The 14,385-nt window shown below is 48.0% G+C and carries 18 protein-coding genes and 1 other annotated feature; of the genes, 2 read left to right on the top strand and 16 right to left on the bottom strand.

The window, feature by feature from the left end:
* The 7 genes from HMPREF0980_RS08375 to rplJ form a co-directional block, all read right to left on the bottom strand.
* The coding region (locus HMPREF0980_RS08375; RefSeq protein ID WP_330375878.1) for a transketolase family protein at positions 1–545 on the bottom strand (545 nt) is incomplete at its 3' end.
* Positions 538–1,386, bottom strand: coding sequence for a transketolase (locus tag HMPREF0980_RS08370; RefSeq protein ID WP_049728692.1), 849 nt, complete (start codon positions 1,384–1,386; stop codon positions 538–540). The genes HMPREF0980_RS08375 and HMPREF0980_RS08370, both read right to left, overlap by 8 nt.
* Positions 1,387–1,388: 2 nt before the next feature.
* Positions 1,389–2,789, bottom strand: coding sequence for an L-fucose/L-arabinose isomerase family protein (locus HMPREF0980_RS08365; protein WP_049728691.1), 1,401 nt, complete (start codon positions 2,787–2,789; stop codon positions 1,389–1,391).
* Between the two features lie 76 nt (positions 2,790–2,865).
* Entirely contained in the window at positions 2,866–3,873 is a 1,008-nt protein-coding gene (locus HMPREF0980_RS08360) for a LacI family DNA-binding transcriptional regulator (RefSeq protein WP_049728690.1), read from the bottom strand.
* 417 nt (positions 3,874–4,290) lie between these two features.
* Positions 4,291–5,289, bottom strand: a complete 999-nt coding sequence (locus HMPREF0980_RS08355) for a LacI family DNA-binding transcriptional regulator (RefSeq protein WP_049728689.1) — start codon at positions 5,287–5,289, stop codon at positions 4,291–4,293.
* 139 nt (positions 5,290–5,428) lie between these two features.
* Positions 5,429–5,803 (bottom strand): 50S ribosomal protein L7/L12, encoded by a 375-nt coding sequence (gene rplL, locus HMPREF0980_RS08350; RefSeq protein ID WP_049728688.1) that lies wholly within the window; start codon positions 5,801–5,803, stop codon positions 5,429–5,431.
* Between the two features lie 35 nt (positions 5,804–5,838).
* Positions 5,839–6,408 carry a 50S ribosomal protein L10 gene (rplJ, locus tag HMPREF0980_RS08345; protein WP_049728687.1) on the bottom strand — a complete coding sequence of 190 codons (570 nt, stop codon included), beginning with the start codon at positions 6,406–6,408 and terminating at the stop codon, positions 5,839–5,841.
* Between the two features lie 54 nt (positions 6,409–6,462).
* Positions 6,463–6,609, bottom strand: a sequence feature (ribosomal protein L10 leader region).
* A 163-nt stretch (positions 6,610–6,772) separates the two neighbouring features.
* On the opposite strand from rplJ, the gene HMPREF0980_RS08340 reads away from it, so the two are divergent.
* Positions 6,773–7,501 (top strand): LytR/AlgR family response regulator transcription factor, encoded by a 729-nt coding sequence (locus tag HMPREF0980_RS08340; RefSeq protein ID WP_049728686.1) that lies wholly within the window; start codon positions 6,773–6,775, stop codon positions 7,499–7,501.
* On the top strand, positions 7,498–8,856 hold the full coding sequence (locus tag HMPREF0980_RS08335) for an ATP-binding protein (RefSeq protein ID WP_049728685.1): 1,359 nt from the start codon (positions 7,498–7,500) through the stop codon (positions 8,854–8,856). The genes HMPREF0980_RS08340 and HMPREF0980_RS08335 overlap by 4 nt, the downstream gene beginning before the upstream one ends.
* 30 nt (positions 8,857–8,886) lie before the next feature.
* Here the strand turns inward: HMPREF0980_RS08335 and rplA are convergent, their stop codons facing one another.
* The 9 genes from rplA to HMPREF0980_RS08290 all read right to left on the bottom strand — a co-directional run bounded on the left by rplA (position 8,887) and on the right by HMPREF0980_RS08290 (position 14,317).
* Complete coding sequence (gene rplA / locus HMPREF0980_RS08330; protein ID WP_049728684.1) at positions 8,887–9,579, bottom strand: 50S ribosomal protein L1; 693 nt, start codon at positions 9,577–9,579, stop codon at positions 8,887–8,889.
* A 78-nt stretch (positions 9,580–9,657) separates the two neighbouring features.
* The gene (gene rplK, locus HMPREF0980_RS08325; protein ID WP_006443239.1) at positions 9,658–10,083 is read right to left on the bottom strand and encodes a 50S ribosomal protein L11; all 426 of its coding nucleotides are present in this window, start codon (positions 10,081–10,083) and stop codon (positions 9,658–9,660) included.
* 56 nt (positions 10,084–10,139) lie between these two features.
* The gene (gene nusG / locus HMPREF0980_RS08320) at positions 10,140–10,655 is read right to left on the bottom strand and encodes a transcription termination/antitermination protein NusG (RefSeq protein WP_049728683.1); all 516 of its coding nucleotides are present in this window, start codon (positions 10,653–10,655) and stop codon (positions 10,140–10,142) included.
* Positions 10,656–10,688: 33 nt separating this feature from the next.
* Positions 10,689–10,883, bottom strand: a complete 195-nt coding sequence (secE, locus tag HMPREF0980_RS08315) for a preprotein translocase subunit SecE (protein ID WP_049728682.1) — start codon at positions 10,881–10,883, stop codon at positions 10,689–10,691.
* Positions 10,884–10,905: 22 nt separating this feature from the next.
* Positions 10,906–11,055, bottom strand: coding sequence for a 50S ribosomal protein L33 (gene rpmG, locus HMPREF0980_RS18610; protein ID WP_005332089.1), 150 nt, complete (start codon positions 11,053–11,055; stop codon positions 10,906–10,908).
* 248 nt (positions 11,056–11,303) lie between these two features.
* Positions 11,304–11,507: a cold-shock protein gene (locus HMPREF0980_RS08305; RefSeq protein WP_049728680.1), complete on the bottom strand. Its 204-nt coding sequence runs from the start codon at positions 11,505–11,507 to the stop codon at positions 11,304–11,306.
* A gap of 268 nt (positions 11,508–11,775) precedes the next feature.
* Positions 11,776–12,534: a creatininase family protein gene (locus HMPREF0980_RS08300; protein WP_049728679.1), complete on the bottom strand. Its 759-nt coding sequence runs from the start codon at positions 12,532–12,534 to the stop codon at positions 11,776–11,778.
* A 26-nt stretch (positions 12,535–12,560) separates the two neighbouring features.
* Positions 12,561–14,045, bottom strand: a complete 1,485-nt coding sequence (locus tag HMPREF0980_RS08295; protein WP_049728678.1) for a sodium/pantothenate symporter — start codon at positions 14,043–14,045, stop codon at positions 12,561–12,563.
* Positions 14,045–14,317: a hypothetical protein gene (locus tag HMPREF0980_RS08290; protein ID WP_049728677.1), complete on the bottom strand. Its 273-nt coding sequence runs from the start codon at positions 14,315–14,317 to the stop codon at positions 14,045–14,047. The genes HMPREF0980_RS08295 and HMPREF0980_RS08290 overlap by 1 nt, the downstream gene beginning before the upstream one ends.
* Positions 14,318–14,385 lie beyond the last annotated feature (68 nt).

Below are 14,385 nucleotides of genomic sequence, written 5' to 3'. Positions count from 1 at the left end.
TTATTCATCTCGAAGGGCACCTTCCCTTCCTCGTATACGTCCTCCACCGCGTTCCGGCCTACCCGGATGTACGCCGGCTTCTCATCCTCCAGCAGCGCCTTCGTAAGAAGCTCCGTCTGCAGCCGGTCGCTCGGCAGGTACACCCGCATGTTCGGCACCGCCGACATCGCCGCGATGTCCTGCGCCGAGTGGTGGCTCATCCCCAGCGCTCCGTAGCTCACCCCTCCGCTGATCCCGATCAGCTTCACGTTCGTGTCCGAATACGCCACGTCTATCTTGCACTGCTCATAGCTCCTCGTCGACAGGAAGCACGCCGGCGATGCCGCGTACGGCTTCTTCCCGCACTTCGCCAGCCCCGCCGAGATGCTCACCAGGTTCTGCTCCGCGATCCCCGTCTCCACGAACTGCTCCGGCAGCCCGTCTGCGAACGGCGTGAACGACGCGCTCCCCCGGGAGTCGCTGCACAGCGCCACCACGTCCCTGTCCGTCCTTGCCGCCTCCATCAATACTTCACATATCACCTGCTTGTTCGCTATCTTAGCCATGAAGCGCTCCCTCCTTTTCCAGCTCTGCCTTCTTTTCCCCCAGGTCCTTCCTTATCTGCGCAAGCTCCTCTCCGTTCGGTACCTTATGGTGCCAGTTCGCCTTGTCCTCCATCACGGAAGACCCCTTCCCCTTCACCGTGTTGGCAATCAGCACGGTGGGCTGCCCCTTCACCGTCTTCGCCTCCCCGAACGCCGCATGCAGCTCATCCATGTCGTTGCCGTCCGCCACGTCGATCACGTGCCAGCCGAAGGAGCCGAACCTCTCATGCAGGTCGTCGTGCCCCATCACGTCCTCCGTGCTGCCGGAGATCTGCAGGCGGTTCCGGTCCACCACCGCGCACAGGTTGTCGAGCCTGTACTGGCTGGCCGCCATGGCCCCTTCCCATACGGAGCCCTCCGCCAGCTCGCCGTCGCCCATCACCGTGTACACCCGATAGTCCCGGCCGTCCATCTTCCCCGCCAGCGCCATGCCGACGCAGACCGGAAGGCCGTGCCCGAGGGACCCGGAGTTCATCTCCACGCCCGGCAGCTTGTTGTTCGGGTGGCCGATGAACCTGGAGCCGAACTTGCTGAAGGTGGAGACGAGCTCCGCCTTGTCGAAGAACCCCTTCTCCGCCAGCACCGCGTAGTAGGCTTCCACGGAGTGCCCCTTGCTCATGACGAACCTGTCGCGGTCCGGGTCGTCCTGGTTCTCCGGGCTTACGTTCATCTGGCAGAAGTACAGCTCCGTCAGGATCTCCATCACGCTCATGTCGCCGCCGATGTGCCCCGCCTTCCCCTCGACGATCATGTCGATTACGGTTTCTCTCAGCCCGTAGGCTAATGCTTTCAGATTGCTCATAATCATTCTCCTCTTAAATATGCTTTGACGTCTTCTTCAATCGGGTCATACAGATCAGGTTTTACGCCAATATATTTACATGCTTCATATAATACCGGGACTACGTCCTTGTGGATACCTACGCAGTGATGGATGTAAGGCCCTTCCACAATCTTTGCTTCCAGACGCTTGATGTTGTCTACTTCCACCCAGAGGTACGTCCCCATTCCTTTCGGTCCGTCCACGCCCTTTGCATTCCCAAGAAGCAGCGAGTATTCTCCGTTATCCCCGTCAAACCGGCATAGTGTCACGTCGCCATGTTTCGCTTCTGCCGTAAGGCTTCCCGGATGGTCAAATGCAAGCGGATATGTAAGCTGCGGCTTTTCCTTTGCCACCGAGATGGGCCATGGACCGCAGTGCTGCAGAAGTTCCCCGTTTTCAATATCAGGGTGGCGGATGGTCCAGTCTGCAAAAAACCCTCTCGTCTCTCCCATGCCTGCCGCCTCAACTATAAGAGCCGTGATGGCACCGTGGATGTCCGTTTCACACACGACCGGTATCCCTTTGTCATTCAAAATCGCGTTGGCTGCACACGGCATAACCCCTAATTCCGTCTGAAGCGCATTCCAGCACTGGATGGCAGCGGCGCCGCAGCCGTACTTATCTACAAGCTGTTCCATAGCAACCGCAAGAGCAGCCACGTTCTCCACTTCGTTCTCTTTTATCTTGACCTCCATGTTCTCCCTGATATACGAAATCATGTCCGCCAGTTTTCCGCCTTCTGCTTTCACCGCTTTCACTTCCTCCGTAAGTTCCGTCATCGGAACAGGAGCGAGCTGCACATTAAATTTTTCCAGAAGCTCTCCTTCATTGCACATCGTCGTCCAGAAGTCGAACGGCCTCGTGGATATCTGGAGAATCCTTATGTTGCGGAAAGTCTTTACTACATTGCACACCGCGATAAAGTCTCTCAATCCCCTCTCAAATACAGGGTCCTTCAGTCTGCAGTTCGTCACGTATGTAAATGGAATCTGGAATCTCCTCAGCACTTTGCCCGTAGCAAACAGTCCGCACTGTGTATCTCTCAGCCTCACACCGTTCTCATCCGGGCGCTCGTCAAGCGGACCCCAGAGCATCACCGGTACATCCATCTCTTTCGCAAGCCTCGCACAGACATATTCCGTACCGAAGTTGCAGTGAGGGAACATGATTCCGTCAACGCCTTCCTTCTTAAACTTTGCCGCTATCTTCTTCACGTCATTGTCGTCATACAGGAGACCTTCCTCATTGATGTCATCGATATCTACAAAATCGATTCCCAGCTCTCTCAGCCTGTCTGCCGTCAGTCCTCTGTACTTGATTGCATCCGGCGCACTGAAGATGCTTCTTCTCGTCGGCGCAAATCCCAATTTGATAGTTGCCATTTTTCTTCCTCCATTCCCAGCATCGCTTGACGAGGGTACACATACTTCAATCCGATGCTATACTTTATTGTATTGTCTATCTATCAATTCGTCTGACACTGTCTCTTTCTATAAACTGTGTGCAGACCTGAATCTTCATCTTTACATTTTTTCCAGAATATTTGATATGGTCCAGCGCCCTTCTCACTGCCACCTCTCCCATCTCCTGCTTAAACACCCGGATTGTCGTAAGCCCCGGGGTGGAAACGGTCCCGAAACCGATATCATCAAATCCGACGATGGATATGTCTTCCGGAATCCGGATTCCCTTCTCTTTCATAGCTCTCATAGCTCCGATGGCTATTACGTCGTTATCAGCAATAAATGCGGTCGGAAGCCTGCCGGTGCTTTCCAGATGTCTCTTCATATCCTGATATGCCGACTCCAGCTTCGTCCCTAAGGTTATCTGGAATTCAGGCTCCTCCTTGAGCCCGTATTTGCCTACCACCCTGTGGTAGCCATATTCTCGGTACCGGAATGCCTTAATACGGTAATCCCCTCTCAGATAGCCGATTTCCACATGTCCTTTGTCAACCAGATATTCCATCGCATTACAGACTGCATCCGTATTGTTAATCAGTACACCGTCAAATAGCATTTCATCGCTCCAGCCGTCCAGCACTATCAGATAGCCTTTATAGTCATAAAAAGGTACATAGTCTTCTTCCATCATCTCTGTTCCCAGCAGTATTGCCAGGCAGTTTGTATCTTCAAGAAACTCCCTCAGCCTGAGTTCAAAAGACTCATCTTCATAATTCAGATGGCTGAATGTCGTCTCATAACCGAGATCCTTGGCCTGACGCTCAACACCTTCTATCATGGCCGGAAATATCTGGCTGTCATCTATGATAAGTCCGTTTTTTCTGTAGGTAACGAACTTTATCTTCGTAATTGTCTTTTCCTGTTGATACCCAAGCGTCTCTGCAGCTTTGAATATCTTTTCAGAAGTAGCAGCATTGACTCCTTTCTTGCGATTCAAAGCGTTTGAGACAGTTGCAGGAGAAAAACCTGTAATCTGGCTTATCTTTCTTATACTGACTTTCACTTTTTCACCGCCCCTTAACTGTTTATACCTGTATTATAAACGTTTATATAAATTATTCAATACTTTTTATCAAAAAATCCTCGTTTCATTTACGTTTTGTTTAATTATAATAGATATTATACCTCAATTTTGTCTATTATTTACAGTTCATTTAATCCACATTTACATTTTGTTCACATTTATGATGTTGTTTTGATAAATGTTTATGTAAATATTTATATTAACGTTTATATAAACTCTGTCGCTATTTGTAGAATATTGTAAACAGCATCCATCCTGCGGTACGGCCTCATCCTCCGTCACAGAAAAACAGCCGGCCTGCCGTCCTCATTTACATCATTAGTAAAAACAAGGGCCGGCAGACCGGCTGTATCCCATGCCGCAGTCAGGCGATACGTTTCTGCCGCCTGACGCCTGCTATATTTTTCTCACGCTCGCACGCTCCACAAAGTCGGTGCACACTTGTATCTTCGTCTTAATCTTCTTTCCATCCTCGACCGCACGCATAAGCTCCCTCACCGCCATCTCACCCATCTCGTGCTTATACACGTTGATCGTCGTAAGGGGCGGATCAGAGATGGCGCCGAATGAGATGTTGTCAAATCCTATGATAGACACATCTCCTGGTATGTCATAGCCGCGTTCTTTCAGAGCCTGCATCGCTCCAATCGCGATAGTATCGTTATCCGCAAAAAATGCCGTAGGCAGGATAGGCGTCTCCTCCAGATATGTCCGCATGCCTTCATATGCAGTTTCAATCCTCGTGCCTACAGTCGCGACAAATTCAGGCTGGACCGGAAGATGATGCCTGTCCATAATTCTTCTGTAGCCAATTTCACGGTAGCAGAATGCCTGTATACGGAAATCCCCACGCAGATAACCGATATCACGATGCCCTTTGCCAATCAGATATTCGACCGCTCTGGCTGCCGAATCCGTATTGCTTATCAGTACACTGTCAAAAAAGTACCGGTCGCTCCAGCCGTCCAGAAGTATAATCTTATTCTTTGCATGCGTATACGGTTCAAAATCCTCTTCCAGCATCTCCGTGCCGAGCAGCACTATCGCACTTTCCGTATCAGAAAGTATCTCCTGAAGCTGTGTTCCATACTCCATGTCATTGATATCCACATGGTTGAAGACAGTCTCATACCCCATAGACTTCGCCTGTCTTTCCACCCCCTCTATTACAGCAGGATGGAACGGACTGTCATCTATGATCAATCCATTCCTCCGAAAAATCACAAACCTTATCTTACTGATCTTTTCGTCCAGTCTGTACCCCAGTTCCTCTGCCGTCTTAAGAATTCTATCAGCCGTCTCTTTATTCACGCCTTTTTTATGATTCAATGCATTGGAAACTGTCGCAGGAGAAAAACCGGTAATTTCGCTTATTTTTCTGACACTTACTTTCATCCCTTACGACCTTCCATTCTTTTCCCCCTGTTCCAAAGGGATCTAGAAATACTATAACACATCCATTTTAAAAAAAGAAGGGAAATTCCAACGAGTTGGATTCCCCTTCTTCAGTAAGCTTCCGCAGATAGAACCTTGATTATTTAAGGTTGACTTCTGCTCCTTCGCCTTCCAGTTTTGCTTTGATTTCTTCAGCCTCAGCCTTAGAAGCGCCTTCTTTTACTACTTTCGGAGCTCCGTCAACTAATTCTTTTGCTTCTTTTAATCCAAGTCCTGTAATCTCACGTACTACCTTGATTACCTTAACTTTAGAAGAACCTGCAGAAACTAATTCTACGTCAAATTCGTCTTTTTCTTCTGCTGCCGCTGCTTCTCCGCCTGCTGCTGCAACTACAACACCTGCTGCCGCGGATACACCGAATTCTTCTTCACATGCTTTAACCAGATCGTTTAATTCTAATACTGATAATTCTTTGATTGCTTCAATCATCTCAGCTGCTGTTATTTTAGCCATTTTATTTTCCTCCAATTTTATGATTTTTATTTCAATTATTCCTCTGTCGCTTCCGCAGTCTCTGCAGCCGGAGCTTCTGCCGCCGGGGCTTCTTCTGCTACCGGAGCCTCTTCTGCTGTCTCTCCGCCCTGTTCCGCAATCTGCTTAATAACACGGGCAAAGTTTGTAATTGGTGACTGTAAGCTTCCAAGCAGTTTGGAAAGCAGTTCTTCTCTTGAAGGAATCTTGGACAACTCCGTAAGACCTTCCGTGTCATAAACCGCGCCTTCAATCACGCCAGCTTTTAATTCAAGCGCTTTTGCGTCCTTTGCAAACTTGCACAGGATTCTCGCCGGGGCAGTTGCATCCTCTTTAGAGATTGCAATAGCGCTAGGCCCTGCAAGATGTTCTTCTAAAGCCGCATACTCGGTTCCCTCAAAAGCTCTTTTCATCATAGTGTTCTTGTATACCTTATAGATGATACCGGCATCCCTAAGCTGCTTACGCAATTCCGTATCCTGCGCAACTGTAAGTCCGCGGTAATCGACAAGTACAACTGATGCTGCATCCTTGACTTCACCTGCAATGGTATCTACGATTGGTTGTTTTAACTCAACTTTTGCCATGAAAATGGTGCACCTCCTTATAGTTTAGTCTGCTGCCAAAAGAACAACGTTTTCTATACATAATAAAAACCCCTGGACCATAAGACGCAGAGGTTGTACAAATTCATAGAAATCGAATCTCATATCATCCTCGGCAGGCGTGTATCACCACTTACGCTGTTTCAAAGCACCTGCTGTCTTCGGCAGTCATCGCTTTGCTATTATATCATCACGGCCAAATGTTGTCAACACCTTATTTTTACAGCCTGCTTTTACCGCCACCATTTTACCATAATAGTGCTATTTTTACCGTTTATTACGAGACCTCAATTCTCATAGTATGTTATTATATAACCAGAATTTTTTACTTTGGGAGGAAGGCAGAATGAATGTTGCTATTGTGGACGATTCTCTTGTCGACAGAACATATTTGCAACAGAATATCGAACGATACTGTTTTGAACAGAAAGTCCATATGCAGATAAATACATACGATAACGGAACCGGCTTTATAAACAACTTTTCTGCCGGGACATATGACCTTGTTTTCTTAGATATATTCATGGACGAGACGAGTGGCATCCATATCGCCGAGAAGATCCGGCAGATAGACGACAGATGTCTGCTCATTTTTACGACATCAAGCCAGGAACATGCAGTCAAAGCTTTTCGCCTCCACGCGCTTGATTATCTGCTCAAGCCTTTTACCTATGAGCAGCTGGAAGAGTCGCTCTCCAGATGTCAGAATGCGTTAAAACGATTTTCCCACTATATCGAGCTGAAAGAAGGACGCCATTATACACGTATCCTAATCGCCGATATCATCTATGCAGACTACTACAACCATTACATCCAGGTCCACACGGTCCGAAATGTCATCCGGTCCTACATGTCATTCCCAGATTTTGCCCCGATGCTGGACAAGTATCCTCAGTTCCTCTGGTGCTACCGCAACTGCATGGTCAATATGGATTATATCAAGTCAATGGACAGCAAGGATTTTATATTGACGACCGAAGAGCGCATCCCCATCTCAAGGGCGCGCAAGAACGAAATACGACAGGTATACGCCAACTATCTGTTCGAGTACGTAACCGAAGGAGAAAGTCGATGACACCGGATAATATTAGCAATGCATTGCTGTTCATCACCCCCTGCATCCTGGTGCTATACTTGACCTTTTCCGATCATCTCAGGGCACCAAACCATGCAACAGCCGCCGTTTCCATAACGGCTTTCATGTTTATAGACCTGGGCTCCACTTACATATATTATACAAAACCGCTCACCACATGGACGATGATTTCTCTTTCCTTCGCAGCCATGCTGTCAGGAGTGGTTCTATTTTGCGCAGCATCGGGATACAGTTTTGCGCAGAGCCTCTTTACCGTCGCCATAGCCATGTGCTATACAGACAGCATATATGTATGCTCCTCCCAGATACATTATTTTGTGACGGGCAGGCTCCCGGAAAGCGCATCTATGCTTAAAACCTTGTCCACGCTGGCCGTAGTGCTGCTGACATTCCCGTTCATACTGATGTTCTTCAAGCGGCTGCTGCGTACGGCTCTGGACACGACGGAGCATCTGGCATTCTGGCGCATATCGTGGGGAATACCTATGTGCAACAGGCTGTTTTATTATCTGGCTATATTCCCGATCATCTCCCAAAAGCTGCCGGTCACGGGAGTCAATGATATATACTTTATACCGATACTGTGGATACTCTTGACCTTTTTTACGTATACGATTGCATTGAAGATGGTTGTGGAGGCTACCAGGAACGCGAAGCTCCAGGAAGAGCTCCACATATCCGAGGCCCAGGCTGCCGCGCGGCAGAAGCAGTCGGAGATGATTCAGCAGCGTGTCGAGGAAACCATGCGCATACGTCACGACTTCCGCCACACCTTCATCGCGCTGAAGGCCTGCCTGGACGAAAACGATTATGACGGCATGGAAGCGTTCCTAAATAGATATATATACAGCCTGGATTCTCTCCGCCCAATATCTTATTGCGATAATGTCGTCATCAATACTATCGTGTCCTACTATGCAGCGCTGTCCAGAGACAACGGCATATCTTTTTCACACTCCGTACAGTTGAATGAAAATCTTCCATTCTCTGATACTGACACATGTATTATCCTTGGCAATCTGCTGGAAAATGCAGTTGAAGCATGCCAGCGGCAGACGCAGGAATACAGGCATATCCGCCTCAGGCTTCATGCAGTCCACGGGTGTGCGCTCGTAATCATTGTGGAAAACAGCTACAACGGCATGGTCTGCAGAAAAGATAATGCCTTTTTATCTACAAAAGCCCGAAACAGAAAGGGAATCGGCATCTCTTCCATTCTCGATATCGTATCAAAATATAACGGGGTACCTCAATTCGAATATGACGAACATGTTTTCAAAGTCTCTATTCTGTTGAACTGCAGCGGCTCAAGCAAAAAAGCCCCCTCGCCTTGATGGCGGGGAGGCTCATATTATACGATACAATTAAACGAGCTTGGCGGTGTTAATCTTTACACCAGGTCCCATCGTAGAAGTAAGCGTCACGCTCTTTAAGAACTGACCTTTTACTGCTGCCGGCTTAGCTTTGTTGATTGCATCAATAAGCGTCTGGAAGTTGTCCGCAAGTTGTTCTTCGGTAAAGGATGCTTTACCTACTGGCACATGGATAATGTTTGTCTTATCGAGTCTGTATTCAATCTTACCGGCTTTGATTTCCTGAACGGCTTTGGCAACATCCATCGTTACAGTTCCAGCCTTCGGGTTCGGCATCAGGCCTTTTGGTCCGAGTACACGTCCAAGACGCCCAACAACACCCATCATGTCTGGCGTAGCGACTACTACGTCGAATTCAAACCAGTTCTCATTCTGAATCTTTGGAATGAGCTCTTCCGCTCCTACGTAATCCGCCCCTGCCGCCTTCGCCTCTTCTGCTTTGGCATCTTTGGCAAATACGAGGATTCTCGTCTTCTTGCCTGTTCCGTGAGGCAGTACGACTGCTCCACGAATCTGCTGGTCAGCGTGACGTCCGTCACATCCGGTTCTGATATGAGCCTCGATAGTCTCATCGAATTTAGCTACTGCAGTTTTCTTTACTAGTGAAACCGCCTCTTCTTTATCGTAGAGAGTTCCTCTGTCGATAACTTTGGCAGCTTCAATATATTTCTTTCCTCTTTTCATTCTAAAAAACCTCCTCGTGGTAATGTCGGGATAACCCTCCCACATATTTAACATTTACAATTGACAATACGGCTAATCTTATTCTTCTACTTTAACACCCATGCTGCGGCACGTACCTGCTATCATGCTCATAGCAGCTTCTACGGTTGCAGCATTCAGATCCGGCATCTTCAGTTCAGCGATTTCCTGAAGCTGAGCCTTTGTAATCGTAGCAACTTTCGTCTTATTCGGCACGCCAGAACCTGACTTTATATTGCAGGCTTTCTTGATAAGAACTGCTGCCGGAGGTGTCTTTGTGATGAAGCTGAAACTTCTGTCATTGTAAACTGTAATTACGACAGGGATAATCATATCTCCCTGATCCGCAGTCTTAGCGTTGAACTGCTTAGTAAATTCAACGATGTTTACACCGTGCTGGCCAAGAGCTGGTCCAACCGGTGGTGCCGGTGTAGCTTTGCCGGCAGGTATTTGTAACTTAATATAACCTTCTACTTTTTTTGCCATTTCAATTACCTCCTTGTGGTGTTGGCGGGAACGTCACACGCCCCTCCCACTTCCTACTACATTTTCTTTACTTCTGCGAAACTGATTTCTACCGGCGTTTCGCGGCCGAATAGCTCAACATTGATTGTCAGGCTCTGCTTCGGTATGTTCAGCGCCTGGATTACTCCAACCGTATCTGCCCATGCTCCGGCTATTACCCGTACGGTATCGCCCACTTCAAAGTCAACGACAATGTTCTCCTGCTTGATTCCAAGCGGCGCCATCTCTGCGTCTGTCAGCGGAACCGGCTTGGAGCCCGGCCCAACAAATCCTGTCACGCCTCTTGTGTTGCGGACAACGTACCATGTGTCGTCATTCATAATCATATGGATGAGCACATAACCCGGAAACATCTTTTTCTGTGTCGCCTTCTGAACGCCGTTTTTCAGTTCCACTACGTCCTGCATGGGGACACGGACTTCTAATATCTGTTCTTCCAGGTGCCGGTTTTCAATTGTCTTATCAATGTTGGCCTTTACTTTGTTCTCATACCCTGAATAAGTATGAACAACGTACCATTTTGCCTCTGACATAAAATCACCTTTCTTGCCTGCAGTTTATCAGTGCTATCTTACTAATAAATCCACTCCGTTCTGTACGAGAAAATCAATAACTGCAATAATGATTCCCAGTACAACAGACACAGAAACGACTGCCGCTGTCTGTTTTGCAAGTGTCATCTTATCTGGCCAAATGATCTTCCTGAATTCTGCCTTAAGTCCTTTGAACCAGCTCTTCTTCTGAGTTTTTTGTTCAGCCATGACATCCACTCCTTTGCGGCGGCTATTTTGTTTCCTTGTGCAATGTGTGTGACTTGCAGAATTTACAGTACTTCTTAGTCTCCATGCGTTCCGGATGCGTTTTCTTATCCTTCGTCATGTTGTAATTACGCTGCTTGCATTCTGTACATTCCAATGTGATTCTTGTACGCACAACTTCCACCTCGCTTTATGTTTCATAATTAACGTGTTACCTGGCAGCTTGCGAGGCTGCCCGTTTTTAGGCATAAAAAAAAGACCTACTTCCATTCGCTCGGATATTGTATCATACATACCGGGAAAAAGCAAGTCCTTTTCTTGCCTAAGGCAATCGTTTTGTGCCAAATCATCAACTAATTTGACCGGCCCAACGAAAAAAAGACCCCGTGGACCATCGTCCACAGGGCATCTTTTCGCATCCATCTATGCAGCGTATACGTTAACTGCCTGATTTCCACGGCTTCCGGCAGTAATATCAAACGTTACCGACTGGCCATCCTCTAAAGATTTAAACCCATCAGATGCAATACCTGAAAAATGTACAAATACATCTTCTCCGTCTGCCTCGTTTGTGATAAATCCAAATCCTTTTTGTGCGTTAAACCACTTTACTGTACCTTTATTCATGAAAGATACCTCCTGATATTTTATTATATTTCTCGTAAAAATTAAAAATCACATATTTTTGTAAATCATCAAATTAAGATAGAATGACTTACAAAAATATGTGAATCCAAATCTCATTTAAAATACTTTCTTATATTATCATGGAATATTTCATCTGTCAAGTAGTTTTCAGAAAATAATAGCTTTTAGCAAATGTATCACCGGCAGATCAGCAATATATCCCGGCCGTGTACGCGACACACGGCCGGGGACGAAAGCTCCTACGCTTCTACTTACATGCAAACCCTTTCATTTCCTCCAGGAATCCCCGGATAAACGCAACGGATATATCGAGCGCCTCCTGCCCGAGCTCAGCTGTCGAGTCCTTCGGGTCAAACGGACCGAACCACCCGCTCGGCGCAATCTCCTTCGTATCTCTGACGAGACGGACCGTGCCGCCCTTATAGCGGACTGCCTGTATATAGGCTGCCTCTACATTTTCGGAAGGATGCTGCGGATTCATCGGCTGCCCAAGCTCCAGGTGCACCGCCTCCGGGTCCACCGCCATCATAGCAGACGTCTCCAGTATGTCGCCGTGGCCGCCCCGGAACTTCTCATCCAGCTCTGCTACCAGGCTCCACCAGTCTATGCTGGCGCAGATGCCGCCCTTATGATAGACTTCAAGTGCCGCGCGGTCGATGGAAGGCGTATTGCCGCCGTGGCCGTTCAGTACGGCAAACCTTCTCACCCCATGCTGCATGAGCGAATCCATGATTCCGTGCAGAACCATATACAGTCCCTCATAACCGATATTGATACTGCCTTCAAAGCTCAGGTGATAAGGACAGACGCCGTACGGAACCGTGGGAGCGATAATGACATCTTCCATGTCAGCCACATGGTCCGCCAGATAAGTCGGCACCATATAATCTGTTCCAAGTGCGCACTGTGCGCCGTGCTGTTCCGTGCTTCCCACCGGTATCACCAGCACCGGATCTTTCTGAAACGCCTCTTTTGCCTGGGCTGTCGTCATCTTTCCAAGATACATCTAATTACCTCCTCTTTTATGTGGCACTAACCTTTCTGGAACAGTTTGAAGTGCCGGTCAATCGTCTCCTGCGGCGGAGCCTGCGTCAGCCTGCTGACAATTACCATCGTAACCGCACCGAGTATCGTAGCCGGGAACAGTGCATGGAATCCATGTGCCAGTTCCTTCACTTCCGGAATGAGCGTAAAGCTGAGAAGGGCAATTACGCCTACCGCCACGGCTGCTATAGCACCCGGAGCCGTCGATTTCTTCCAGTACATGCCAAACAGAATCGGTACGACGAAGACCGCCATTCCGGAAAAAGCGAATAGGTTGATTTCAAAGATGCTGCCCGGCTGGAATACGCCGAAAAGTATTACGACCAGGCCGATTAATATGGTAACGACTTTCGAAAGCTTCATAACGCTCTCATCGGTCGCCTTCTTGTTCACTATCTTCTGATAGATATCTCGTGTCACGGCCCCGGTCGTAGTGACGAGAATCCCGTCGATGGTTGACATTCCTGCTGCCACGATTCCTGCGATGAACAGGGAAGCCAGGAATGGATTCAGCCCCCGCTGCAGAATCATAGGAACAATCTGGTCTGCCTTCTCGATATTCTGTATAGACGCGATTCCATTCACACCCGCCCATTCGATCAGCGTGGCGGAGACGAACATCCCGCCTGTCCCGAGCAGTATGGCCTTGAACATCGTCTTATGGTCCTTCATCGTAAAGAACTTCGTAAACAAGTGGGGCTGCCCCATCGTGAAGAAGGACCAGAGCACGATGTTGGACACATAGTATGCCCACGGCATATACCCGTTCGCCCCGGGGAAGGTCAGGTAAGACTCATTCATATTCTGAAGCGTGCTGTTGATATTTTCAAAGCCGCCTCCCATTACGACCGAGACGATAAATGTAACAACCGCGGTACCTATCATAAGAGATCCCTGGATGACGTCGGTCATCATCGCCCCCTTCATTCCGCCGCTCATACAATATAGTATAACAATAACTCCCATTCCTACAACGCCTACCCACTCAGGCAGGCCGGTAAATACGTGAACGATGACTCCGGCACCGATGATCTGGGCCCCCATCATCGGGATGAGGAAAAACAGCATCATGACACCGAGCACGCCGCTCATAGACCTGGAGTGATAGCGGTCGGTCAGATAGTCTGCCATCGTAAGAAAACCGTATTCATGCCCAAGCGTCACAAGTTTTCTTCCTATCAGAAGGGCCGGCAGAATCATGCAGAATACAGCACCAGGAACCGAGATTGCCATTCCTGCATAACCGACGCCAAATATCGTACCCGGAGTGCCAAGGAACGTACCCATGGAAAATTGTGTAGAAAAGTAAGCGATACCGCTTACGATTACGCCGGCTTTTCCGCTGAGAACGAAGAAATCACCAAGATTCTTCGTCTTTCTGCTGGCATACCAGCCGATAAACGCCATAATACCAAGATATATGGCAAGGACCGTATAAAACGGTGCCGGTGATGGTTGGATTGCTTCAGACATTATTCCTCTCCTCCTTCCGTAACTTCCTCGTTCTTCTCATCATACACGTGGTATTCTTTTCGCTTCATGCACATTCTGTAATAGACGATAATCAGGGCAAACGTGATTGCCGTATGTACGAACCATCCGAAGATATATGAGGGAATCCCCCCTATAGCCGGAATATACGTTTCGCTGTAAAAGAACGGAAACGGAATCATGATGATGACGAACATGATCAGAAAGATTACAAGCCATGTGCGCTCAAAGTGTTTTTCAAATAGTTTTTTCATTGCTGCTTCTCTCCTCCCTTTTTTGTACTTCCTTCTGCAAAGCTGACCTACTTTATTTATCATGAGAT

Source organism: Dorea sp. D27 (assembly GCF_001185345.1).
Lineage (GTDB): Bacteria > Bacillota > Clostridia > Lachnospirales > Lachnospiraceae > Extibacter.
This window is presented reverse-complemented; position numbering and strand designations above follow the sequence as displayed.

What these genes read in the sequence shown, in the direction of transcription:
- HMPREF0980_RS08370 (WP_049728692.1), bottom strand. Translation starts at nt 1,386, where the DNA reads ATGAGCAATCTGAAAGCATTAGCCTACGGGCTGAGAGAAACCGTAATC.
- HMPREF0980_RS08365 (WP_049728691.1), bottom strand. Translation starts at nt 2,789, where the DNA reads ATGGCAACTATCAAATTGGGATTTGCGCCGACGAGAAGAAGCATCTTC.
- HMPREF0980_RS08355 (WP_049728689.1), bottom strand. Translation starts at nt 5,289, where the DNA reads ATGAAAGTAAGTGTCAGAAAAATAAGCGAAATTACCGGTTTTTCTCCT.
- rplL (WP_049728688.1), bottom strand. Translation starts at nt 5,803, where the DNA reads ATGGCTAAAATAACAGCAGCTGAGATGATTGAAGCAATCAAAGAATTA.
- rplJ (WP_049728687.1), bottom strand. Translation starts at nt 6,408, where the DNA reads ATGGCAAAAGTTGAGTTAAAACAACCAATCGTAGATACCATTGCAGGT.
- HMPREF0980_RS08340 (WP_049728686.1), top strand. Translation starts at nt 6,773, where the DNA reads ATGAATGTTGCTATTGTGGACGATTCTCTTGTCGACAGAACATATTTG.
- HMPREF0980_RS08335 (WP_049728685.1), top strand. Translation starts at nt 7,498, where the DNA reads ATGACACCGGATAATATTAGCAATGCATTGCTGTTCATCACCCCCTGC.
- rplA (WP_049728684.1), bottom strand. Translation starts at nt 9,579, where the DNA reads ATGAAAAGAGGAAAGAAATATATTGAAGCTGCCAAAGTTATCGACAGA.
- rplK (WP_006443239.1), bottom strand. Translation starts at nt 10,083, where the DNA reads ATGGCAAAAAAAGTAGAAGGTTATATTAAGTTACAAATACCTGCCGGC.
- nusG (WP_049728683.1), bottom strand. Translation starts at nt 10,655, where the DNA reads ATGTCAGAGGCAAAATGGTACGTTGTTCATACTTATTCAGGGTATGAG.
- secE (WP_049728682.1), bottom strand. Translation starts at nt 10,883, where the DNA reads ATGGCTGAACAAAAAACTCAGAAGAAGAGCTGGTTCAAAGGACTTAAG.
- HMPREF0980_RS08305 (WP_049728680.1), bottom strand. Translation starts at nt 11,507, where the DNA reads ATGAATAAAGGTACAGTAAAGTGGTTTAACGCACAAAAAGGATTTGGA.
- HMPREF0980_RS08300 (WP_049728679.1), bottom strand. Translation starts at nt 12,534, where the DNA reads ATGTATCTTGGAAAGATGACGACAGCCCAGGCAAAAGAGGCGTTTCAG.
- HMPREF0980_RS08295 (WP_049728678.1), bottom strand. Translation starts at nt 14,045, where the DNA reads ATGTCTGAAGCAATCCAACCATCACCGGCACCGTTTTATACGGTCCTT.
- HMPREF0980_RS08290 (WP_049728677.1), bottom strand. Translation starts at nt 14,317, where the DNA reads ATGAAAAAACTATTTGAAAAACACTTTGAGCGCACATGGCTTGTAATC.